18 protein-coding genes are annotated in these 23705 nt (G+C 33.7%); 4 read left to right on the top strand and 14 right to left on the bottom strand.

Annotated features, from left to right (window positions below):
• Window positions 1–199 precede the first annotated feature (199 nt).
• The gene (locus NU887_RS06290) at window positions 200–1414 is read left to right on the top strand and encodes an arginine deiminase (RefSeq protein ID WP_258422520.1); all 1215 of its coding nucleotides are present in this window, start codon (window positions 200–202) and stop codon (window positions 1412–1414) included.
• 3 nt (window positions 1415–1417) lie between these two features.
• Here NU887_RS06290 and NU887_RS06285 read toward each other — a convergent pair whose 3' ends face one another.
• Complete coding sequence (locus NU887_RS06285; protein ID WP_258422519.1) at window positions 1418–2155, bottom strand: hypothetical protein; 738 nt, start codon at window positions 2153–2155, stop codon at window positions 1418–1420.
• 133 nt (window positions 2156–2288) lie between these two features.
• Window positions 2289–3923, bottom strand: a complete 1635-nt coding sequence (locus NU887_RS06280) for an Ig-like domain-containing protein (protein ID WP_258422518.1) — start codon at window positions 3921–3923, stop codon at window positions 2289–2291.
• Window positions 3924–4393: 470 nt separating this feature from the next.
• Here NU887_RS06280 and NU887_RS06275 point away from each other — a divergent pair, with 470 nt between their 5' ends.
• Window positions 4394–4771 carry a LytR/AlgR family response regulator transcription factor gene (locus tag NU887_RS06275; RefSeq protein ID WP_258422517.1) on the top strand — a complete coding sequence of 126 codons (378 nt, stop codon included), beginning with the start codon at window positions 4394–4396 and terminating at the stop codon, window positions 4769–4771.
• Between the two features lie 163 nt (window positions 4772–4934).
• Here NU887_RS06275 and NU887_RS06270 read toward each other — a convergent pair whose 3' ends face one another.
• Both NU887_RS06270 and NU887_RS21205 read right to left on the bottom strand, forming a co-directional pair.
• Window positions 4935–6569, bottom strand: coding sequence for an Ig-like domain-containing protein (locus NU887_RS06270; RefSeq protein ID WP_258422516.1), 1635 nt, complete (start codon window positions 6567–6569; stop codon window positions 4935–4937).
• Between the two features lie 401 nt (window positions 6570–6970).
• The gene (locus tag NU887_RS21205; protein WP_476727038.1) at window positions 6971–8125 is read right to left on the bottom strand and encodes an MptA/MptB family glycosyltransferase; all 1155 of its coding nucleotides are present in this window, start codon (window positions 8123–8125) and stop codon (window positions 6971–6973) included.
• Window positions 8126–9257: 1132 nt separating this feature from the next.
• On the opposite strand from NU887_RS21205, the gene NU887_RS06265 reads away from it, so the two are divergent.
• The gene (locus tag NU887_RS06265) at window positions 9258–10652 is read left to right on the top strand and encodes an undecaprenyl-phosphate glucose phosphotransferase (RefSeq protein ID WP_258422515.1); all 1395 of its coding nucleotides are present in this window, start codon (window positions 9258–9260) and stop codon (window positions 10650–10652) included.
• Window positions 10653–11740: 1088 nt separating this feature from the next.
• Here the strand turns inward: NU887_RS06265 and NU887_RS06260 are convergent.
• The 10 genes from NU887_RS06260 to NU887_RS06215 all read right to left on the bottom strand — a co-directional run bounded on the left by NU887_RS06260 (window position 11741) and on the right by NU887_RS06215 (window position 22144).
• On the bottom strand, window positions 11741–11935 hold the full coding sequence (locus NU887_RS06260) for a hypothetical protein (protein WP_258422514.1): 195 nt from the start codon (window positions 11933–11935) through the stop codon (window positions 11741–11743).
• 259 nt (window positions 11936–12194) lie between these two features.
• Window positions 12195–12422, bottom strand: a complete 228-nt coding sequence (locus NU887_RS06255) for a hypothetical protein (RefSeq protein ID WP_258422513.1) — start codon at window positions 12420–12422, stop codon at window positions 12195–12197.
• Window positions 12410–12805 carry a DUF5675 family protein gene (locus NU887_RS06250; protein ID WP_258422512.1) on the bottom strand — a complete coding sequence of 132 codons (396 nt, stop codon included), beginning with the start codon at window positions 12803–12805 and terminating at the stop codon, window positions 12410–12412. The genes NU887_RS06255 and NU887_RS06250 overlap by 13 nt, the downstream gene beginning before the upstream one ends.
• Before the next feature lie 91 nt (window positions 12806–12896).
• On the bottom strand, window positions 12897–13595 hold the full coding sequence (locus NU887_RS06245) for a hypothetical protein (protein WP_258422511.1): 699 nt from the start codon (window positions 13593–13595) through the stop codon (window positions 12897–12899).
• Window positions 13596–13878: 283 nt separating this feature from the next.
• The gene (locus tag NU887_RS06240) at window positions 13879–14283 is read right to left on the bottom strand and encodes a hypothetical protein (RefSeq protein WP_258422510.1); all 405 of its coding nucleotides are present in this window, start codon (window positions 14281–14283) and stop codon (window positions 13879–13881) included.
• A 259-nt stretch (window positions 14284–14542) separates the two neighbouring features.
• The gene (locus NU887_RS06235) at window positions 14543–16216 is read right to left on the bottom strand and encodes a GNAT family N-acetyltransferase (RefSeq protein WP_258422509.1); all 1674 of its coding nucleotides are present in this window, start codon (window positions 16214–16216) and stop codon (window positions 14543–14545) included.
• Window positions 16217–16476: 260 nt separating this feature from the next.
• A complete protein-coding gene (locus NU887_RS06230; RefSeq protein WP_258422508.1) occupies window positions 16477–17598 on the bottom strand; it encodes a glycosyltransferase family 4 protein in 1122 nt (373 codons plus the stop codon).
• Window positions 17598–18533, bottom strand: a complete 936-nt coding sequence (locus NU887_RS06225; RefSeq protein ID WP_258422507.1) for a polysaccharide deacetylase family protein — start codon at window positions 18531–18533, stop codon at window positions 17598–17600. Before NU887_RS06225 ends, NU887_RS06230 begins: the two co-directional genes overlap by 1 nt.
• A gap of 490 nt (window positions 18534–19023) precedes the next feature.
• Window positions 19024–20133 (bottom strand): GNAT family N-acetyltransferase, encoded by a 1110-nt coding sequence (locus tag NU887_RS06220; protein ID WP_258422506.1) that lies wholly within the window; start codon window positions 20131–20133, stop codon window positions 19024–19026.
• Between the two features lie 1075 nt (window positions 20134–21208).
• The gene (locus NU887_RS06215) at window positions 21209–22144 is read right to left on the bottom strand and encodes a glycosyltransferase family 4 protein (RefSeq protein WP_258422505.1); all 936 of its coding nucleotides are present in this window, start codon (window positions 22142–22144) and stop codon (window positions 21209–21211) included.
• A gap of 514 nt (window positions 22145–22658) precedes the next feature.
• Here NU887_RS06215 and NU887_RS06210 point away from each other — a divergent pair.
• Window positions 22659–23657, top strand: coding sequence for a mannose-1-phosphate guanylyltransferase (locus NU887_RS06210; RefSeq protein ID WP_258422504.1), 999 nt, complete (start codon window positions 22659–22661; stop codon window positions 23655–23657).
• Window positions 23658–23705: the final 48 nt, after the last annotated feature.

Genomic DNA, 23705 nt, shown 5'->3' with positions numbered 1-23705 from the left:
ATAGGAATAATTCTAAATAAAGACCGAAAACATGTTTTCGGTCTTTTTTCTTTTATGAATTGAACATCCAATCCCATCAATAAAATTTGATTTCAGTTTTTTATATTATTAAATTTTTACACTATTTTTTGATAATTTTACAATGATTAAATATAATTGTTAATTATTTATCAATTAAACAGACCATTCTTTAAAGTATATGAACCTACGTCTCAACTCAGAATTTGGAACTTTGAAAGCGGTTTTGATGCACCGCCCCGGAAAAGAAATTGACCGGCTTACTCCTTACAACAAGGAATTACTTCTATTTGAGGATGTTCCTTATCTTGAGGCGATGCAAAAGGAGCATGATTTTTTTACTGACCTAATCAAACAAACCACCGGAGCACAGGTATATAGGCTTCATGAATTGTTGATTCAGGTTCTCTCTAACAGGGGAATATTGGAAAAACTCATGCATGACGCTTTGACTAAATCCGGTCTGACCCATTTTAAGGAACATATTCTTGACCGATTGTCCACAGCTGAATGCGCAACGGCCCTGACTGCAGGAGTAAAAGTCCATGAACTCAAACGGAAAATCCCAAACCTGTCTTCAGGCGAGTTGTTGGATTATGCATTTGTCATTCCTCCAAGTCCCAACCTGTATTTTCAAAGGGATCCCATGGCCATTACCCCCGGAGGAATCATTTTCTCAAGTATGAAAAAAGAAGGGAGACAAAGGGAAGCCAATATTCTTAGGGCAATATTTGAAAACCATGTTGATTTCAAAGATCATGTAAACCGTCTCTATCCTATCAACGGTCATGATTCCCCGCCAAGTATTGAAGGAGGGGATGTAATTGTTTTATCCAAACATGCTGTGGCCATCGGAAATTCTGAAAGGACAGATGAAAAAGCAATTTACCATGTAGCCAAAGCCTTATTGGCTGAGGGAAGCGTCGAAAGAGTCTATGAAGTTCATTTGCCTAAAAAAAGACAATACATGCATCTCGATACTGTTTTTACGATCTTGGATGAAAACCTTGTGTTGACCTATCCTGATGCATTAAACTCTGTCCTTCAGACTTCACTTTACACTTTGAAAGATATACATGACGACAAAGTAAATATCAAAAGACAGGTTTTGAATGAATCCCTTTTAACAGTTTTGGAAAAAGAAATTCCTCATCTTGAAATCCTTTCGACAGCTGACGGAAAACCTGATTATTCTATGAGAGAGCAATGGTTTGACGGTGCCAATGTATTTGCAATAGGGCCAAGAAGGGTGATTTCCTACAACAGAAATATCCACACCAACCGTGCTTTGAGAAATATGGGTGTAGAAGTTCTTGAAATCCCATCATCAGAACTATCAAGGGGACTTGGCGGACCTAGATGTATGACTATGCCACTGAGTAGGGCAAAAATCTAGTAGCTATTCTTTTGAATAGTTTCTAAAGTCATATTTCGCCCTCAGGTAAAAATGATTTCCCAAGCTATCCACCCGATAGCTTTCTCTCTTTTTGGGAAAAAGTAATCCGGTTGAATTATCCCAATCTAAGTTATATACCATACTGAAATGATCGCTGGTTTTGACTTTGTAGCCAATGATCTGAAAAGATTCTTTATCAAAATAATACCACCAAATATCCACAGCAGGATCATTTGGATCGCCGTCAATCACCTGAACAGTCTCTACTTCCCTCCCATCTTCCAATTTATGAACCCCTTGATACTCTAATTTTTTGGTTTGCTCAAATAGGTCAAAAGGTTTTGTCAATACATAGTAAGCAGCATCAATATCCTTTTTTTTACTATCCAAAAAGCCCTCATTTTGGATTTCATTTTCCCCCATCCAATACCTTGTCTTAACTCCGTCAAAAATCACTTTGTGGACAAGGCTGTCTTTTTTCCAGGTAATTTTAGCTTCAAAAAAAGGCTGATGCCTAAATTCAAGGTTTTGGACCGAATGTGTTTCAACCTCTCCATTTTCAAGAAATAGCCAAGATTCTTTTTCCAATGAAAAGGAATTTAAAGATTTCCAAGTTTCTCCACCCCCATGAGCAATAATTGACTTTTCGATGATTGCTTTTGCTTTTTTTTCAGCAGATGGGGTGCAACAGGTAAACAAACCAATCAAAATGGCAATGATACAGACGGGTCGGAATTTCATAGACTCTTTTTGAATTTATATGGTTTCAAATGTAACAAGTCAATTACTCCATAAAAATCTTTTCCCCTAAAATAAAAAAACCTGAGGAAATTTGATTTCCCTCAGGTTGATTTGATTAAGTTTTAAGTTCTTTTTAGTACCCTGTAGATTTTTCAGGATCAAGTTCGGCATTTCTACGGGCATTAAGGAACCCAGGATCAAGCCTGCTGCTTTTTAATTCGGTTATTGGTGCAGTATCAATTTGAGCCACGCCTGCCAAAACGAGGTTGTTTCTCGAATTATAATAAAGGGCAAAATCATTTGGTCCTAGTTCGATTACAGATGCACAGGCAATGGTCACATTCGTCATATCTCTCATGATTGGATGGGGCCTTAAGGATGTGCCAGGAAGAATGTTGTATCCACAATCAACCGCATTTCCTACATTTCTCATGAAAGCACCCATATTAATTAGGAACTGATTTTCCACGGCCAAACCTACACTGGTATAAAAGCCATCCCATTCTCCGATAAAAATAATTCTTCCGCCTTCTTCAGCGAATGATTTCATCTCATTAATTTCCGCAACAGAAAACTGAACTTTTGGAAGCCACAAGAAAAGGATTTTGACATCATCAGGAATTGAGGTCAATGGTGTATTGGATGAATTGATAAAATCCAGGTCAAAGCCATAATTCCTGATTTCATTATGTAGTCTCGAATGGGTTCCAGAGGTATTGCAAGATTCAGGATAGCCAGAGTTTCTTCCGCAATCAAACCATACGCGGGTACCATTTGCCCTATCACCAACCGTAGTATAATTAATCAAATTCCTAACCAATAAAAGATTGTTGGGATTATTCAATGAAGTATTATCAATATGGTTAACATCATTGAACACCACCACATCTCTACCTGGACGAGGTGCTACAGATTCCTGCACAAACAAATCAGCAGAACCTTCCACATCAAATGATTTTGCACTGACTTTGGTCAAACCAAATTTCTTACCTTTTGCCAAACCGTTTTGGTCTACTGATGCAACTTCTTCTTCTGAAACAAACCACTCAACTTTCAAATTCTCCAATAACTCTCCATAAAAATTATACACTTTTGCTTCAAATTTTTGCTCGCCATCTACCAGTATTGTCGCTTCTTTTGGTGTAATTTCAATTCGGGCAGGGCATGTTTTATCTTCAAGCCTATATACAACTCTTAGAGTTTGTTTTTCGACCAATGGTACGATATTGTTATCCAATTTTTTGGTTTCTTTGGAAACGATCGCCACATCAACAAATCCCAAAACCTTTTCCCCAATTCGAACCCTAACCCGGTATATTTTCCCTTTTTCCGCCCTTGATTTTGAAGTATCCCATTGAGCTTCATAAAACTCTTCTACAGAATTTAAAATGATTTTATTTGAACCTGATCCTTCCCTTGAAAATGAATGAAGTACAGTCTTGAATTCGAAATCATCACTGATTTCCACTATTGGCGATAGATTTGGGTTAAACTTTCCATTGAATTTTGGCTCTTGGCCTATGGTAGGTGCCAAAAAATAAAATTCATCCACATTGCCACCATTTGCAGCATCGGAAACACCCATTTTCCCGAAAGTGGAGGATAATGATTGAGATAAAATGGCGATGTCGTTATTGATATCCTCATCGTCAAAAATGCTTTCTGAACATGACCATGCTACCAAAACAACTGATAAAAACAGCCAAAACTGAATTTTCCAAAGATTAAATTTTGGAATAGACTTGAAGTAATTAAAATAGGTTTTCATTTTTTTTAAAAATTAAAGGTTAGAATTTGATATAGTTATTGAATGAAGTAAAATCGTTTTTTAACCTGCTGGGAATGATAAAATTAGAAATTCCAATCCATTAAAGGTTAAAACAATTCTTATTGGGAGAGATCAATGTACAGTTGCCTTCATTTTTGGTACCATTGCCTATTTTGAATGTGTAAAAAATCTTCAAAATAGTTATTTTTAAATATTTAATATTTATTTAACCCTAAAAAAATGTTATACAAATAGTTTTTTCAGCATTTTAATTTCATATATTTATTATTAATCAAAGTGGGAATTACTTTTTTCCAAGATGATTGGTTAAATAAAATATGTCTGCTTGAGTATTAAAAAGTACCTCTGTTTTGAATCTGTAATGTTTTGATTATAAATTATTTGATTTTAAATGGGTTATTGCCCTCTAAATAATCCACTTTGTATACTATCCATACCCTAATAAAACCATGGAAAGGATAAAAAATATGATGATATCAAAAATTGCCATCCCTATATTGAATGGTTTTGAAATCCTAAATATCTATGAAATAATAAGGTGTGAAGCAAATGGGAATTATTGTAAAATAATCTCACCCAATATTCATGATGCCAAACAAACTGAAGTTAGAATAGTGTCCAGAAATCTTAAGGAAATATGTAGTTATTTTTCAAAAAAAGGTTTCATCAGGATACACCATTCCCATTTAATCAATCCTATTTATATAAAAAAAATATTGAAATCTGAAGGAGGAACGATAGAAATGGTTGACGGGATTAAGATTAGGATTACCCAGAATAAAGAAACGATTTTAAATGAAATTTTCGACAACGTTCCAAAAATCTGAAAATTCTAAAAATATAATTACCTCTCAAAATCCAAAAAACATTAATAAAACTCAATTTAAAAGGCCTTTGGTAGTGAAAGGTAGCATTTAATCACTGTTGGAAAATCACCAAAGATAACCACAGGATTTATCATGATTCAATCATTTTTTTCAATTCCCATTATCAATAGCCAGCAGTATTTTTTGAATTTGATTTGATTTTAAGATTTAACCCTTCAAGATTTCCCATAGAAACCAATTCAGAAATAGGCTGAGTCTCGATTTGGGCGACGCCTGCCAGTACCGAGCGGTTGGATTTATCATAAAACAATGCAAAATCGTTCGGTCCCAATTCAATTGCCGAAGCACAGGCAATGGTTAGGTTTTCAATTCCCCTTGTTATTGGATGGGCTCTCAAAGACGCGCTTGGGAGAGTGTTGTAACCACAGTCCACTGCCTTTCCTATGTTTCTCATGAATGCTCCCATGTTGATCAAAAATTTATTTTCTACATCCAATCCCTGATTTCCATAGAATGCATCCCACTCCCCAATGAAAATGATCCTTCCTCCTTCTTCTGCAAATTTCTTTAGTGTATTGATTTCTTCGATTTGGAAATGAACAGTTGGAAGCCATAAAAAAATTACTTTGACATCAATCGGAATGTCAATCAATGTACCAGCTGAAGAGGAAATATCCTCCAATACAAATCCTTCATTTCTGATCAAATTCCTTAGAGGATCATAACGTGATGAGGAACCGCAAGGAATGGGGTTTTCTTTCAGATGGGCGGAGGATCTGCCGCAATCAAACCAGATTTTGGTACCGAGATTCCTGATCCCGGGTGTAGAAAAATTGACAAGATTCTTGACCATCAATTGGTTATTGGGATTCTCTATGCCTTCGTCAAAAAAAGGATTGACATCATTGAATACAACGACATCCTTGCCAGGACGGGGGGAATCATCATTTTCTTGAACAAAAATAAAGGCGGTTGCCGAAACATCATTTGCAGTAGCTTTAACAGCTGAAAATCCAAATTTCTTCCCAACCACAAGTCCATTTTGATCTGTTGAAGCAATTTCCTCATCCGAAACGGACCAGTTAATTTTTTGATTTTCCAGGACTTCTCCATAATAATTGTAGACCCTAGCCACATACTGCTGCTTACCGGAGACCATTACAGTCGCTTCATTGGGTGACAATTCAATTTTTGCAGGACATATTTTTTGCTCAATCCTGAAGGCTAACTTCAAATTTTCATTTAGCCTCAGGGTTTGGATGTTACTGTTTGGTTCTCTGGCATTGTTTGATATGATCGCAAAATCTGCGAAACCGAGGATATTGTCATTTACCCTAACCCTGATTCTATAAATTTTTCCTTTTGTAGGTTTTGATTGAAGTGTGTTCCAATTCACAAAATAGAATTCCCCTTGCCTGTCAATCTTAACTTTACTTTCCCCATTTTCATTTAAAGTGAATCTTTGATGAATCACTTTGAAATCAAAATCATCACTTATTTCCACAATTGGGGATAAATCCGGATTGAATTTTCCATTAAATTTTGGTTGCTTTTCAACAGTTTGAGCAAGAAAGTAAAACTCCTCTATGCCATCATTGGCGGCATCAGAAATACCGATTTTACCATATTTGGAAGAAAGGGACTGGTACTGTATGCTTATATCATCAATGAAATCCTCATCCTCAAAAAGATTGCCTGCACATGAACTCAACCCAATAAAAAAAACAAACAGTATGCAGATCTTTTGTGTATAGCCCAAATAGTTTAAAAACTCAATTTTAAAGGTCACTTTTCCCATGTGAATTAAATTTCTCAGATTTTCAATAATATCAGCCAGCATTCTATGAAAGAGAAAGTGGAGGAATTTACAATTGAAATGATTTTGATTAATTAATTACCGGGCTACAATCATTTACTACTGGAAATCAAAACACAAAATTTGGGCTTCGTCTTTTGATCCGACTACTTAAAGTAAAGTACAATACCTACTGAACTTAAGCTCTTGTATTCAAACAAATAACAAAATAAAATCTTTTAAAAACAATCGGATTTTTTAAGAACGAAATGATAATAGAAAATTTTAAAGGGATTTAAAAAAACAGAATTTTATCATGGCGTCTTTCAAAAAAATAAGGGTCTGATATGCAATTAATTATCATGAAGAAACATCAAATACGCTAAAAACCGGCAATTGAAAAATTATTCAATCCCCGGTTTGTTTTTAGGCGATAGAGGTTTAAAATAAATTTCCTTTAAAATAAAGACAAATAAAATCCCATATTCTACCAGCAGTAAAACACCACTTTCATCAAAATTCTCATTTGAATAAGTATAATAGGACAAAAAAACCAACCCTGTCCAAACCAAAAAAATCCTACTCCCAGTCAAAACACTGATTCCAAAAGCCGGTATGATATACCATGGATGGACAACATTTTGGAAAAGTAGATAAATAAGGTAGACATATATGATCCCTAAACATAATTTTTCATTATCCCTTGCCTTGTATACTAAACTAAAAAAAATGATGGAGACGAAAGCCACAAAACTTAATATAGGTCCGACGTAGGCAATGGGGTTATAGTCAATGAAAAACCTTGAAATCCAAATTGTCAAATAGTACAAAGAGGCATTGAATTCAAATGTGCTTTGAAAAAGGCGAAAGCTTTGCCAAAATTTTTGAAATCCATTTGAGAAAATCAAAGGAAATAAAAAGGTTGAAATAAAAACTGAAGAAAATAGAAAAAAAGAAAATACTTTATTTCTTTTCAAACCAAGTAACAGTATTGGTCCAAGAATTAAGGGTGTTAATTTGATTCCTATGGCAAAGGACCAACCCAAGGCTGCAAACCCTTTTCTTTTTTTGATCCAAAAATAAACCAAGCCTAAAATACCCGTCAAAACCAAACCCTCGAAATGAAGATTCCCTGTGAGCTCGATGATCACAAGCGGGTTAAAAGCATATAACCAAATTCCTGAAATTGGTTTATTTAACAGGTTCATGATTTTGTAAAGCAGGTAAATATTCAAAAAATCAAAAAGAATTATGAAAATTCTAAGGATTATAATGTTCTTCAACAAAGATTCACCTGCAAGAGATGCTAAGTAAAAAAATGCTTGGTGTAAAGGAGGATAAATCGAAAAGTAATTAGGAGAATTTAAGTTTTCAAACAGAAAACCTAAATAGGAATCTGAAGTTTTTTCCAACATTGGTAGTATTTCAGATGGTGACGTCAAATATGGATTAAGGCCTAATTTCAGCAAGTGTCCATCAAAAATATATCTGTAAAAATCATCTGAAAGTTCTGGAATTGCTAAGATTAATGTAATCCTTAATACCAATGCCCAAAGCATTCCAAATTTAAAAGAAAAACCCTTTTCACTTATTTCAGAATAAATTATGAAATAAGATAAAAAGCAGGTGGTATAAAAAAACAAAGTCAGCCAAAATTCTTCCCTTGGAATCCAATAACCCAAAAAGAAAATGGAAATAAGGTATAAAAAGAAGGAAATTGAAAATTTCAAATCCAAGTAGTTTAATTATTGTAAATAATCGATTTTAAAGTTGGCAGTTTTTATTGACATATTTTTCTATCTTAAATAGTTGTCACTAAATAAGGAAATAAAAATTTGGCTGACATTTCTTTTGAATAAGGTGTTTGCAATTTCATAGTAAATGACTTTTAGGAGTAATTATTAAATGTTAATTGCGGATCATAATAAAAGAATACCCTTACTTACCCAATTAATAAAAAAGACCCAAATCAAACCATCCTATGTGACATACCCTTAATTTCACATTATCCTGTTCAAGTTTTCCAAGGTTTAAATGACAGTATTTGAGGAACGCTTTTCATCAATTTTTCTGAAATTGTATAAACTGAATTTAAGTTTCTAAATATTTATAGAAAAACAAACTTCCAAATCCAACTTTTACGTTTTTCTAACTTAGGAAAGTATAGAATCCTTGATTTGGCATATACATTGTAATTCAAATTTCTGAGATTAAAGTCCTTTTGATTTTATCGGAACATAAATTATTCACAAAAAATAAAAAAAACACATTATTGGTATTTATTGCCAAATGTAAGTATCAAAAAAATGTAAATAATTGTTGGAAAATTAAATTTTAATAGCTTTTGACCTCCAAAATTCGAAATTTTAAAAAACATATGAATTTATTTTTCATTTTTTTTAAAAAATCATTTCATCTTATTTTAGTTTTTAAATCATATTTTTTGCTTTTTGAATAATTTTTTATGCATTTTATTTTTATTTAAATTTTATGCTTCTATATTTGGAGCATCAAACGGAGAAAATTAACCTGGTGGACATGATTATTTAAAAGCTTATTAACGGAATTGAAATACAATTTTATGTATATTTGCAACCGTTCTAAAGCCTAAAATGACATTTCATCTTTCAGTTAATTATTTAAACGGTAAAACGCTCGATAATCTATCTTACAATTAAATTTTTAAAGGCTATGACAAATCATCAAAAATCAAACGTTCCAATTCTGGTTTTCTGGGACGTAATCAGCTTGACAATTGCATTCTTTATTTCACTGTATTTTTACAGAATCAATGACCTCAATTTCCAAAAAATGGAAATTGTCTTTTTGCTTGGATTAATCTCACTTTGGCTAATCATAGGTTATTCTAATAAATTATATGTAGAATGGACTGGGAGTTCATTTGTAAAATCAAGATTAAGTAAGTATTTCAAAACTTACTTTATTCTGGCAGGAATCATCGGAATACTTTATTTGGTATTTTCTTTCCCAAAAGATGTTAGGAATTTATTGATTGCAATCCTGGCAGGCATACCTTCTTTGGGAATCATCACAAATTCTTTGGTAATCAGGTTGGCCGCACCAATCAAGGAAAGGCGAACCAAAATGAGTACAACTTTAATTGCAGGCTCTGGTCAATTGGCAAATAAAGTAGCAGGGTTTTTAGAATCAAGTTCTTACGCGAGGTTTGCAGTTCAGGGTTTTATTGATTGCAACCCTGAGGTAAATGGAAAAAGCAAGCATGAAAGGACCGTCGCTACCCTTGATAGCTTAAAGGAATATTTAAAATATAATTTTGCTGACGAGATCATCATTGCATTGCCTTACAATGAAATGGATAAAATTAAATCAATTGTGGAAATTGCTGACTATCATGGGACGAGAATTCGTTTTGTTCCCGATTATCAGGGAATATTTGGTGAGAATTTTAAAACTTACCAATTTGGAGATCTACAGTTGGTCAATATAAGACAGTTGCCCTTGGATAATTGGTTTCCAAACCTTTTAAAGAATATTTTTGATATTGTTTTTGCATCCACAGTATTGCTTTTTCTTTCTCCAATATTTGTGGTTATCGGTATAATGATAAAAATGGATTCTCCAGGTCCGGTATTCTATACCCCTATTCGGGTAGGAAAAGGTGGGAAACAATTCAAGGTATTTAAATTCCGGTCGATGAAAACCAATGACAGTGTAGTTGGAGGGACTCAATCGACAGTTAAGGACGATCCAAGAATAACCAAAATCGGTAAATTTCTAAGAAAATACAGTTTGGATGAATTGCCTCAGTTTATCAATGTATTGACGGGTGAGATGAGTGTAGTAGGTCCTCGTCCACATAGGATATTCCTCAATCAAGTGATGCAGGAAACTGAAGATAAATATATGGTCAGGCATTATTACAAGCCGGGAATTACAGGCTGGGCACAAGTAAATGGATGGAGAGGTCCCATGGAGACAGAAGAACAAAAGAAACAAAGAACTTCCCATGATTTGGAATATTTGAAAAAATGGACTTTACTCTTCGATATCAAAATTATCTGGTTGACAGTTTTTGGTAAGAAGACGCATGAGGAAGCATTTTAAGTCCTTCATAATCCATTAATAAAATCCAAAAGGTTACCCAAGCATAGGGTAACCTTTTTGGTTTTAAATATTAAAGGCACAAGTTAAGTATCACATCCAAAATTTAAATTTGAGAGATTTCTAAGATAAAATTAGCTGATTACTTTTTTCCTTTTCATTATTGGACTGGGTTAGAAAAAAACCTGCCTTCTAAAAGGCAGGAGATATTTTCTTTCTTAAAAGCCATATTACTTTTTGTGAAATAAAATCCAATATTTAATTCCTTAATTTAACAAAAGACTGTATCCTGATTTCCCTATGTTTGGAATTATCGACCTTCTACCGGGTCTTTAAATTATCCGTTTCACTTTCATTCAGGAATTTTTATAAAAAATGTGTGCATGCAAAAAATTGGATTCAATAGTAATAAAAAAACGAAGTTGAAGTTTTATCTTGTTCTACCATAGAAAAATCATCCCTTTCATATTAAGATATGTATGTTTGGTAAAATTAACAGCAAAATTTTGCCACTAAAACTAAAGCTGAATAGATACGTAGGTGAAAATAACCAAGAATGAAAAGTTTGTTGTACTTCGGAGCAATACCTTCTTAAGCAGTTACATCCAAGAAAACAGCAGGAAGTCTAGGAACAACAATGTGCCTCAAGACAAAAGGTGAGACGTTGGTTTTCGCAGGATTGCCTCAATATTTTTTTGTTGATCCCTCCTCCTTTCCTTAGAGACATTATTTTGTTTTTGAATTCTGTTTGTTTCTTGAATTTTCTTAAATAAATGAAACAGGAAGTGATTAGAATTCAAAGCAATTTTAATTGAAACCGCACCACGGACATATAAATTGTCCTGCCGAGAAGCAAATCTTCGATAAAAATACCTTAGTGAACGCTGTCCTACCATCACCACTTTTTTACTCCTGGAAGTCAGAACCCAAATAATTTTGTACGATCCGTGTTCAGGGAATTCAAAAGACCTGAATAAAGAAACACAAAAAACCTCAAGCGGCTAATGGCCGGAAGAATACCAGTTCTCGATCCTATAGGGTGTAGGAAACCTAAACCAAAGGTGTAGAGACAATTTGCCCACCATTTTTGTTTAGAGGTATTCCATCACCTTTTCAACCGGTATACCATGAAATCGGGCGTATTCATCAATAGTGACCAACTGGTGGTTATCTTTACTGAAAAAAGCCTTAATCTTCTTGAGCAAACCATAAGCGTATGTTTTGCTTCTTCCTGTAATTTTCATGATGTCCTTTGCATAAATGACACTTCGTTCTCTTTTTGCCATACTCATGTTGGGTCAGACATAAGTTATAAAAACCGGGGAAGGGAAGTCTGATAGGCCCTTCCGGTAGCAAAAGGTCAATGACCATAAAATCTGTGGGTGAATAGGTCACTCCATGTTGTTTTTCACGTAAACTAATGTTAACATAAGTTTAATTTCAATTTATCACAAATGTTTTTCAAAATAAATTTAGACATCTATAGTTGATTGTCTAAGAAATCAGGGATCACTTTGACCCCTGATTAATTTTAAATTAAATTATTCAATCCGGTAATTCCGGTTTCCTTTTGGTTTTTTTCATCAACCCATCCAATTTGGTCCGGATGGATACCTGCTCAGAAATCAGCCCGTTACAGGTGTTTCTCAGTTCGCTGTAATCCTTTTTGAACTGCTTCATTTCCCGGGAAATGGAACTCAGGTGGTAGGTGATGATGGTGAGTAAAAGGGAGATGATCCCTTCCATCATCGGCTGTATCTCTAATCCATCCATGAGAGTTCAAACTGCACAAGGTTTAAAGCCGCATCTGGAAAACTTCTGATTTCAAGGATGACATCCTCATTCTGGTCCATGATGGAGTAAACCAATTCTTTGAACTTTTCAAAAGCATGGCGTGATTGTGACCCCCGTCCTTCTCCAATGATTTTAGAAACAGGAGTGATTGAGGTGGCAGCTCCAATTTTCGGAGCCTGCGGCAGGATTCTGACCAATCCCCTTCCAGATACATCCCTGATAATAAGGTGCCAACCGTGTTCCTCAGAATATTCCCTTTCCAAAGGGTATGCCCCTTCAGGAATACAAGAATCGGGGTTGTTTCTCCGCCATGTGGATAACGGTATGGCAGATTTTGTATCCGTCGAACCTGATGGTGCCATTGGTACCACCGGGCCAATATTCGCGTTCGAGGTGTATCAGCATGGTCCTATTCGATAAAGATGATTTTTGCCGAATTGTGGGTTTTGTCATTCATGGGTACATTCCCCCATTGACCTCCTGCATATACTCCACCCCAATCGCATAGACCTGTATGGTCCCGGCAGTAGCAATCTTGGGGATGGAAACCTGAAACCCTGTTAAAGGCTGCTGGTTGATTTCAATATCCACAGATGAAACCAAGTTGGTCTCATAAGTACCCTCTGCGAGGTTTAGGGCAGTAGCCACCAAAAACATCCTCGCGTGTGAAGCTCCCATTGGCCTTGCTAGTTTGGTACCAGGAATAAACTCAGGAAATGCCACGTTCAGGTCAGTGGGCGTAGTCTCCATGGTATGCTGGACAAACACTGCTGTACCCCAAAGGGAGTTGACATTGAAGTGGAAGCCATTGATCAGGTTATGGTCACCCAAAGCGAAGTTCCTTTCTCCTCTTGGGCTTACGAGATCGGATTTGATTACTTTCATTGCCAGGGCATAGAGCCTGTTGTGGGTTCTGAGGTCCTTTGACCTGAGTGTGATTTCCCTGAAAGCATTTTTCAAAAGCTGTGAGGCTGCAGCTGCCTTTGCAAATTCTGCGAGGTTTTCCCGAGTCCTCTGGAAATTAGGATCATTGAGGATCCTAGATTTGCTGATTCCTCCTTTTTGTCTTGCAAAGGAACCGTTTGCTCCTTTGTAAAAGGTAACATCTCCAATGGTGCCTTCTAACTTTAAGAAACTGGATTGTCTTGCCATTTTTTGTTATGGTTTATGTGAAACATACTCAAAATTGAAACTAAGTCTGCTCAAATCATAACGAAAGTGTACTATACGGAAAAAAAGGAAAGTTAGGAAAATGAGGAAGGATTGGAGGTTATTTGTTTAAGGGTTATTCGGCTTATTTTTTTGGGGTTGGAAGGGTTGTAGTTGTTGTGATGGTTGTCGGGAGTCCGGTTATCGAGTTGGGGTGGTGAAGTCGGAGAATTTTAAGAAAGTATGTATCTAGGGGGGTAAGCTCGCACTATCCCTTACTTTGGTACTACTCTGCTACTACTTTGGTACTACTTTGGTAGGGCTTTGCTCCTACTCGGAGGAATGGAAGATGGGGAGTTGTAATGGTTATAATTGTTGTAATGGTTCTGGAGTTTTCGAGGTTGTCAGGTTCTAGGGAAGTCCGATTTTCTAGTATCAGGTTTTCAGGAGGGAAGAAGGGAAATTTTCTTGTGGAGATGAAGATTGATGAATTAAGAATGAAAAAATGGCGCTGGGAAGAACTAAGGTTGGAAGACGGATAAAGGATTTTTGGAAGGGTGGAAGATTGGGAGTTGTAATTGTTATAATGGTTATTATTTTTATAATTGTTATAATTATTATAATGGTTGTCGAGTTTTCGGGTTGTCAGGGGAGTGTTCATTAAACTGTGCATTTCCTTCAAACCGTTCATAAAAGTAAGTAATTAGGTCCTCTCGGATTTTCAGGTTGCCGAATTTGAAAAGTTGTAATTGTTCTAATAGTCATAATTGTTGTCGGTTTATCTTGCTACTTTTGAATTGGATCTAAAAATCGGGTAAAGCATTATACATTGAAATAAACAATCAATTCCTTTATGCCGGATTCAAAAACTTTGAATTAATCTTAAAACCTGAAAACTTATATTTTGGTCAGAAAGGCGGTATAAAACTACCTCAACATGAATTTCTACTTTATACCTTAGAAAATTGGGTTTTTTTATTTTTTATATAATTCAATAGTTTTTTTTGATTATCTGCTAATTCAAAAATACAGTTTGAATGAAAATCTTCTGGAACTGATTTTCTATGAATATTGGATAACATTTTTAATAATTCCTCTTCTCTGCCTAATTCATAGCAGGAACATAATAAAACGTATTGTTTTTCTCCAGAAATGTTCCTTTCTTCTTCATTATTTCTTTTGGCATCAATTGGGATTATCCAAACAACTCCAAATAGTTCATTGTCTTGCGTTAACGTAAACATTTGTTGCCCAAATTCAATTCTGCTAAGACAATCCAAAAACAAAGATGATCTAGGTATTCCTGCTTTTTTTTCGTCCCAAAAGAAAAGGTCCGAAATTTTGTTGTTGCGAAGTATAGGATTACTCAATGTTTCATTTTCAGTTAAACTTTCACCGTGATATGGCCTTAAAATATCTAAGACATTAAGTCTTATACATGTGGATTTTGAACCTAAGAAATAGGTGGTGAATGGTATTTGGGCATTCAATATTTTATTTTTAAAACCCATTAAATAATTTTTCCAAATAAGATAAGCATCAAAGATTTCTTTCCAATTGAAAGCCGTATTAGTTTGTTTCTCCAATCCTTTTTTTACTTTTTGCTTTAAATTTTCCTTGAATTTCACCCCCCATGCAAAGGTTTTGGGGCCAAACCACCATTCAAACGCATCTCCTTGTTTGTTGGCTAAAATGGATTTATACCCATCCGCCCCTCCTGGAGTCAAGTCGAAATAGGGGATGTTTGTATCACTTAATTCTATTCCTAACATTAAAAAATGTAAGATTCCAGGTGAATATTTTGAATAGAAAGGGGAATGGCAGTTTATTCCTTGAAGGTGGACAATATCTGTACCCATTATCCCAACATTGGATGCGATAAGTATATTGTCAACTGACAGGGAAGTTACATGAACATGCCCCAAATCAAATAATCGAAGTAAAAAGTCCTTCCTATGAGGTTCATTAAAAAAGAAAGTTTTGTTGTAAAGGGCACCCTTCCGAAAATCACTTTGCAATGCCATTTCATCGATCAATAATTCAAATTGCTTAAAATCAGTTATTCTTGAAAAGCGCAATTCTCCTATCCTATTTAAACGATTAATTTTCTCTTTTCTATTTTTCTTTTTAAGTTCAAGTTGAAGGCTTTCTTTATCCGTTTGCATGATTGGATGAATGTAATGTCTAAAAAATGAATGATGTTTAAGAAAGCTGCTTGTTTTGAAGACATCAAGAGGTGTAGTTCCAGGGACATATTTCATGTAAATGGATTTAGAAGGAAAAGTCTTTTGAAATTCTTTCAAAGCGGATTCCACAAAATCATTTTGCCTTTGAGGCGTGGATAACCATACTTGGTATTCTGCTAAATCAAATCCCGGACCCGTAAATCTTCCATTTGACTCAGTCAAAACCCATAGTCCTGATATGGATTTACCATCCCAATCACAAATTATGGTAGGTTCATGGCTTGTAAAACATTGAAACCATGTCAAAACAAAATCTTTTGATTGAAAAATTGTAGCCCAAGGGCAGAAAGAATGTAATTCATCCCATGCCCTCAAGAAATCCTCATTTATAATTAAAGCTCGAGACTGCAATGGCAAATGTAAACTGTAATTGTTCATCGGATTTTGATGGTTAATTTTAATTTATATACCCACAAACATGGATTCCCAAAATTAAGGTAGAAAAATAATAGGTATTTTAAATTTAAAAACTGGCATACTATGTTAACCTAAAAATAAAGGTGTTAATTGTGTGATTATTTAATTTTTCTAAATTTCAGGTCTTTACACCAAAATTAATTTAGGTTGAAATTTTGAGTGTATGCCAATTCATTGAATAGAATTTTTTTAAAATAATTGGTTTCACAAAAGATCGCCCATTAAAATTTCTGAGCATGACTTTTCTTTTTATAAACGTCAACAATAAGTTCCTTTAATGATTCTGCGACATGGGAAGCAAGAAAATTTTTTTGGGCAAAATGGTAATTCATTTCTGAAATTTGGATTAACCAATTTTGATCGTTAATGATCGCATTCACATTTTCTGCGGCCTTTATCATATCCAGGTCTTCAAGTAATACACCCATTTCTTTGTCAACAAAAAAATCTTTTAAGCCTCCAACAGCTGTAACCATACAAGGAATCCCAAATGCCATTGCCTCTAAAACTGACAATGGCATTCCCTCAGAATAGGACGGAAAAAGGAGAAAATGACCTTCTTCCAAAAGAAGTCTCTTTTCAAGACCCTCTACATGACCTAAAAAATGAACATCTTGAATATTATTCATCGTCACGAAATCCTTGGCAGATTTGAGAAAACTACCCTCTCCCCCTATCTTAAATTGCATTTTCTTGCTCGGATTAATAAGTTGAATTTGCCTATAAATCTGAAGTGCTTCAATAATACCTTTTGCCTTTTCTACTCTCGCTAAAAAAATAAAAGTGAAAATAGATTCATCCAGAAATTTTTTGGTAGGGTTAACATATCCTTCTATCAAGTTATTTTCCACAACTGTTTTCCCCAAGTATATTTTTTGATCAAACCCCCAAGACTCCAATTTTGATTTAAAATCTTTTGCCAATACAACCACAGTTGAGGCTTTTTTAAACTGGTTTAACGGAAATTTATTAAACCCTTTGTTTGTTTCAATCCTTTGCTCATAGTCCTTATTCCAACCATGAAAAAAAACCATAAAATCTTTATGAAAAAGCTTAAGTATGTAAATAAAAACAGCATCTCTACTGCATCCGGACTTGGCTAAGGAAGTGTTGATCAAAATAAAATCAGTTTTGTGAAATAATAAATGAATTAAAAACTTTATATAATCAATGAAATAATTGAAAATTGCCCAATTTTCATTGTGTGAGGATCTATTCCCCCTGAAAAAATATTTGAAGTTTGATCCGAAAAATGGCCGTAATGATTTATAAAACAAGGCAACCCCCCCCTGTTTGAAAAAATGGGGAACGAAAACAAGTACTTTTAGTCCATTTGATTTCATTATGAAAGATTAAGCCTTTTTCCTTTCTGAAAATATTTTTTTCTAATCTTAATTTCTTTATTTGAATTAAATAATTCTTTCAATATATCCCAACCGCTACCAAAAAGCAATTTTAGATAAATAAAAGATAGGTTTCCTTTAGAAATTCCTGTCCTAGGAATACTTAAGGGATTATCTTCCATCGAAAACCTTTTGTTTTCTGTTGAAAAGGCCAATCTGATTCCACATTCTTTCAGTAATTCCATTTCGCGATTGGAAAAGTCTAGGGTAGGTACACCATTAGGATATGCAAACCATTTTACTTTTTCACCAATCATATCCTCTAACTCCAAAATACAATCCTTAATTTCAAACACAACTGTATTCATATCCTCATTGGCCAAAATTGGGTGATTGTAAGTATGTGCACCTATTTCCACAAGTCCTGATGCTTTCAATTCTAATAACTGTTCTAAATTTAGCCCCATTCGAGGTTTTGGTTCAATACCTTGTGACAACCTAAAAGCATCAATAAGATTTATCAAATCTTTTATAGGTAATTGTTTCAAAACTGCATAAAGTTGGTGCCTTCCTTCGAATCGTAATGTACTGCCATAAATCTTTGAATAAAACTCAAATAACTTTTGAAAATCATAACCAACTATTTCTTGAAACCAAAAATTGCTATCTGTTTTGACACACAGGGGCGAAACATAAATTGAAATAGGAATCTTATATTTTTTTACTAGGGGAAACAAATGGGTATAAACGCTTAAATCTCCATCATCTACCGTAATATGGCAGGCATTCTTAAGTTCTAAACCTCTAAAGTAGAAATTCTCAAGCTGAGAAAGTGAAACGAAATTATAATGTTTTTTAAGTAAAATAAAAATACGCTCCATCCAATCTGAATTTTTAATTACATGGAAGTTTATGACAGTGTTTTTAAATTTCATATCAATAGCCGAAGGGATTCTTCAATTAAATTACTAATTCCTAAATATATGTTGACCAAGATGCGAAAATAAAGTTATAAGAATTAAAGCAATTTCAACAAATAGGTTAATGTAGGACTCAGGTTTTCAAATATTCTTTTACTGTAAATAGAGCACAACCTATAATCTTTAGAACTAGATTTTAATCCTTAGTGTCATTTAATTGGCAGCTATAAATAGGGTAGAAAAAATAGAGATAACCAACTATTTTTTACCGGTTTCTCAATAATTTATAAGAAACAAGATATATGAAGGCCTTTGGATAGGATTTTTGGGTCATCATCCAAGAATTCGATTTAATTGCCATTTTAATGATTTCAACAAGGGAATATTACTATATATTCTCAATAATTTAAGTGAGTGAAATTCGATCAAAAATATTTATAAAAATCAAATAAAAATTCCATTGATCAAAAACTTTTGTGTTTACTATCAAATTAAATTTTGTACTTTATTTCAAGAATTTTAATTGATTAAAATCAACATCCAAGGCTGCAAAAATATCATTAGAATTATAAGGAAATTCCGATTTGTTAATTTTTTTTGATACAACATCGGGATTATTATACCAAACACACAAAATCAATCTCTTTTTGTCAGTAAGTGTAAAAAAAAGTTGGTTTTCTTCCAATCTTTTTAAAGCATCCTGAAGGAATTCCCATCTGCATATCTCAAAAGTACAATCGTTTACAAGAAGCAATTGGGTGAGGTCTAATACTTTGAATTCAAAATCATCTAATATTTTTACTTCTTTTTCCGGATTAATTTTCCCTAAAATGTGACTCCAATTTACGTTTTTATGTGCATTTCCTTTTTTGAATCTGAACAATTTATTTTTGAAAGCTGCACGGTTTTTATCTATCCAAACACTTAACTCCATGGGTCGGATTCCCTTTTTTAGTATTATTCTTCTAAAAAAAACCCTGAGGTTTCTTTTCATTAAAGCAATTCTATTCCCGGAAATTAACAATTCGTATATCTCTTCATTATCATTAGAAAACCTTTCTTTGTAAGAATCATATCCGGGTGATAGCTTCAAGAAATGAAACCCTTCCTCTTTTAATCTTAAAACAAGCAAATATAAATGAACCAAACCAGGAGAATATCTTCCATGAAATGGAGAATAAGTTATCAATCCGGCCAAATGGACAGTATGGTTACCATCTCTGATCATAATGATGGCTCCAATTAATTTGTCATCCAACCAAAGAGCTGTTGCATGAAGCAATCCCTTTTTAAACCATTCAATAAATATATTTCTTTCATCTTTATCCAAAGGAAATGGTGTTTTATTGAAAGCTGCACCCTGCCTTAGATTATGAAATACTTCAATTTGATCCAAAGCTAACAAAAGCCTTTCCATGGAAGTCAAATTTTCGAAGTGAAGGTTACCTGATTTGTTAACTCTATTATATTTTGCCTTAAAATGCCTTTTATTGATTATTTTTTGAAAATCCTCAGATTCAAAGTCAAGGATGGGATTATGATATTTTTCAATAGCACTGTATTTCAGAACGCTATTTTTAGAAGTTATTCCTTGGTATGCAGTTAAATTTGGCAATGATTTCAGGTTGATTTCACAACCCGGAATATGTTTAATTAAACCTAAAAGCCCTTTCTCCCAAAAAACAGTCTCATAGCCTTCGAGAAGTACCCAATTCTGGTAAAGTGCATAAAAATGTCCTGCACCGACTAAATGCTTGGATAATCTTCCTGTTTTGGGGTCTATTTTTCTGGCTAGGGCCAAAAGGCCTACCAATTCACTTTCGGAATACAGTAAAACAAATAAAGGTGAAAATTCATTCTTATTTTCTTTTATCCAAGGAACCACAAAATCAGGAGTTTGAAAAACTGAAGATGACTTTGACTTATCAATCAGATCTTTCCATTGTTTCAATAATTCAGTTTCCTTTAATTCTTTCAGACAAACATCACCCTCTAGAAACCGTATTTTTGTGTTTTTGTGGGACTCAATATCGAGCATTTTGGTAGTAATTAATTGAAAAATAATTTGGTGATTAACGAGATAAGGAATGAATACAACTTTGGATATTTTCTATTCTTTTACAAATGTGTGAATTATTTTATAATTCATACTTACCATAGGTAATTCGATCAATTAAATTTAAGCAAGTTCACCAATTAACCTATTTATTAAACCCTTTTGGAAGTCTGCAGAGATAAATTCAATTTTTATTTTCTTCAATAGATAAGGCTTTATGGGGTAAGACCATCATATCAATAAAACAAATATTATTATCAGAAATGAAAGTTGCAAGAAGATTTCACAGGTACAATAATTTTAAGGATAGTCAATATTTCAAATCAAATCGAGAATACCTTCCACAAATTTCCTTCAAAAAAATATTTATCAGTAATTAAATGGAATGTTACCATCCTCAATCGAGGTATTTTTAACATTATTTGATTTAAAGCCATTTCTCTAGTTAGGACATATGACTTTCAATTTAATTGGTCAATGGCCTATAATTTGTTACCTCACTCAGGGTCATGCTTCGTTGCTTCAATCAGGACAGGTAAATTATACCTAAACTATTCATTTTATTTATTTAAATTTTCTAATGAGATAATCCTAAATTTTACGCAAACAATGATTTGAAGGAAAAAGAATTGACCTATTCCAAAATCAAACCATTGTAAACTTCCTCAAAAGATTTACCCATCCTGTCTAAAGAAAAATCCTTGAATATCCGTTCTTTGGATTTTTTCCCCATAGTTTCCATTTTTTCAGGATCATTTAATAAATCATTTATCAAATTAGCAATAACCACCTCTGGTTCGTCATTGACCAAATATCCGTTAATTTCATTCTCTACAATTTCTTTGGTTCCTCCGGCATCATTTGCTATTACAGGCTTACCTAAAGCCATATACTCAATCAATGCATTGGAAATTCCTTCCCCGTGTACTTTTTTGTTCGAAAATAGCACCCCAATGTCAGCTGCATTGATGAGGGATTCAACATGGGTGGTTCCTGCCATTGGCACAAGATTAGGATGTCCACTTGTCAATTTTTCGCATTCCTGAAAAAGGCCCTCTCCACCACCCTTAAAAAATCCTATCCCAATAAATTTGACGTCATCCCTTATTTTTCCAATTTCAATTCCAATTTTAAAAAATCTTAGGTAATCTTTATTTGCTGAAAAAGAGGCAACCATAACAAAGGTAAATTTCTTGTTTAAGTCATATCTTTCTTTTATTTCATTTATGGGTAACAATTTTTGGAATCGATTAAAATTAACCCCATTGTAAATCACTTTGCTTTTTAATTTTGGTGGGTTGTAGGCTTCCAAGCCCGCAAAAGAGTTAGAAAGGATTACATCCGAAAAGAAGAAGTTAATGTTTGAAACAATTTTCTCTTTTAAAAAAATTTTCGGTGGGGCCGAAGTAATTTGACTATTTACCAGTTTTGTCTTATGGAATTTTACCAAAAAAGGTATAGTTACTAAGGTTTGAATATTACCCCATGTGTGTATGATGTCGGGTTTTACTCTTTTTGCAATTTGAAAAAAGCCAGAAAAAGTCTTTAAACCAATTTTTTCACTTTCCATTTGCACCCATTCGATATTTAGAAATTTGAAATTTTCGAAATAAATTTCAGTCTTTTTAGTTACCAAAACAAGCCGGTATTTATCATTCCTTCCCAAGAAAGTAATGAGTTCAAGCAATCTTCTTTCCTTACCTCCTGAGGTTAAGGAACCGATAAAAAATAAAATTGTCATTTTTCTGGAATCCATTTAAGATAAATTTTCGATCAAATAAATTCCAATACTAATTAATTTTAGCATTCCTAACCAATATATCCTTCAAAAAAAAATCCTGCATTGTTTCTTAATTTGATGGCAATCAGATACATTCTTCAAATGTTTGTTTTCAAAACAGGTGTGCAATTTCAAAGAATTATTTTATTTTTGAAAAGTATGTAGCATTTTGGGAGAAATTTGTAGAAGATACTTTTGATTAAAAACCAATTTAAATATATATTTTTGTATTTTATATTTTGTTTTTTGTTTTTTGTGTTATTTTTACATCAATTTCAATCTAATTTAATAAACTATCTATCTCATGAAAATCATAAATGTAATTTTGTCGGGAGGGGTTGGAAGCAGGTTATGGCCGCTTTCCAGGAAGTCTAGGCCAAAACAATATATACCGATTTTTGACAACCAAAGCCTCTTTCAGAAGACCGTTTTTAGAAATGAAGGATTTTGCGATCAAATTATGGTAGTTGGAAATAAAGATAATTATTCATTATCAAATGCTGATTTACTTTCATTGGGGATTCAAGATTATGATGAAATAATTGAATCATGTCCAAGAAATACTGCAGCTGCCATCGCATTCGCAGCATTTTCCTCAGAGCCTGACGATATTTTATTTGTCACTCCATCAGATCATTTGATTGAAAACCGGGACGTATATTTAAATAATGTATTGAAGGCAATAAAACTGGCAAAAGATGGATATTTAGTTACTTTTGGAATTTTACCATCAAGGGTAGAGACAGGGTATGGTTATATTGAATACCAAGGGGAACATGTAATCAGTTTCCGGGAAAAACCTGATTTGGAAATTGCCTCTGATTTTGTGAAATCAGGAAACTTTCTATGGAATTCCGGCATGTTTTGCTTCAAAGCCTCTGCTTATTTGGAAGAACTTAAACTTCATGCTCCTCAAGTGTTCGAAACCTCCTTTAACGCCTTCAGAAAAAAGGTAAATAACTTCTTACCAGAAATTGAGACGATGGAAATCCCTTCGATATCGGTTGATTACGCAGTTATGGAAAAAACGAGAAAAATAAAAGTGATTCCGTCCTCATTTGAATGGTCTGACATGGGTTCATTTGAATCGATTTATCAATATCTGAAATCAAAAGGACATCCGACCGATGAAAATGGCAATATGGGAATAGGAATAGATATTCACTTAGAATTTGTAGGTCTAAGAGACACCATCTTTGTTTATACTAAAGATGCATTTTTAATTCTTAACAAAAACGAATCTCAAAAAATAAAACAGGTTTTTGAAAAACTTGAAAAGGAAAGCCCCAGTCTTGTATCTTGATTTTTTTTTTTATTTATTTTAAAATAAGTTAATCTCTGCTTTCTTGTA

Origin of the sequence: Aquiflexum gelatinilyticum (genome assembly GCF_024741135.1) — a bacterium.
In the GTDB taxonomy this organism is placed as follows: domain Bacteria; phylum Bacteroidota; class Bacteroidia; order Cytophagales; family Cyclobacteriaceae; genus Cognataquiflexum; species Cognataquiflexum gelatinilyticum.
This window is presented reverse-complemented; position numbering and strand designations above follow the sequence as displayed.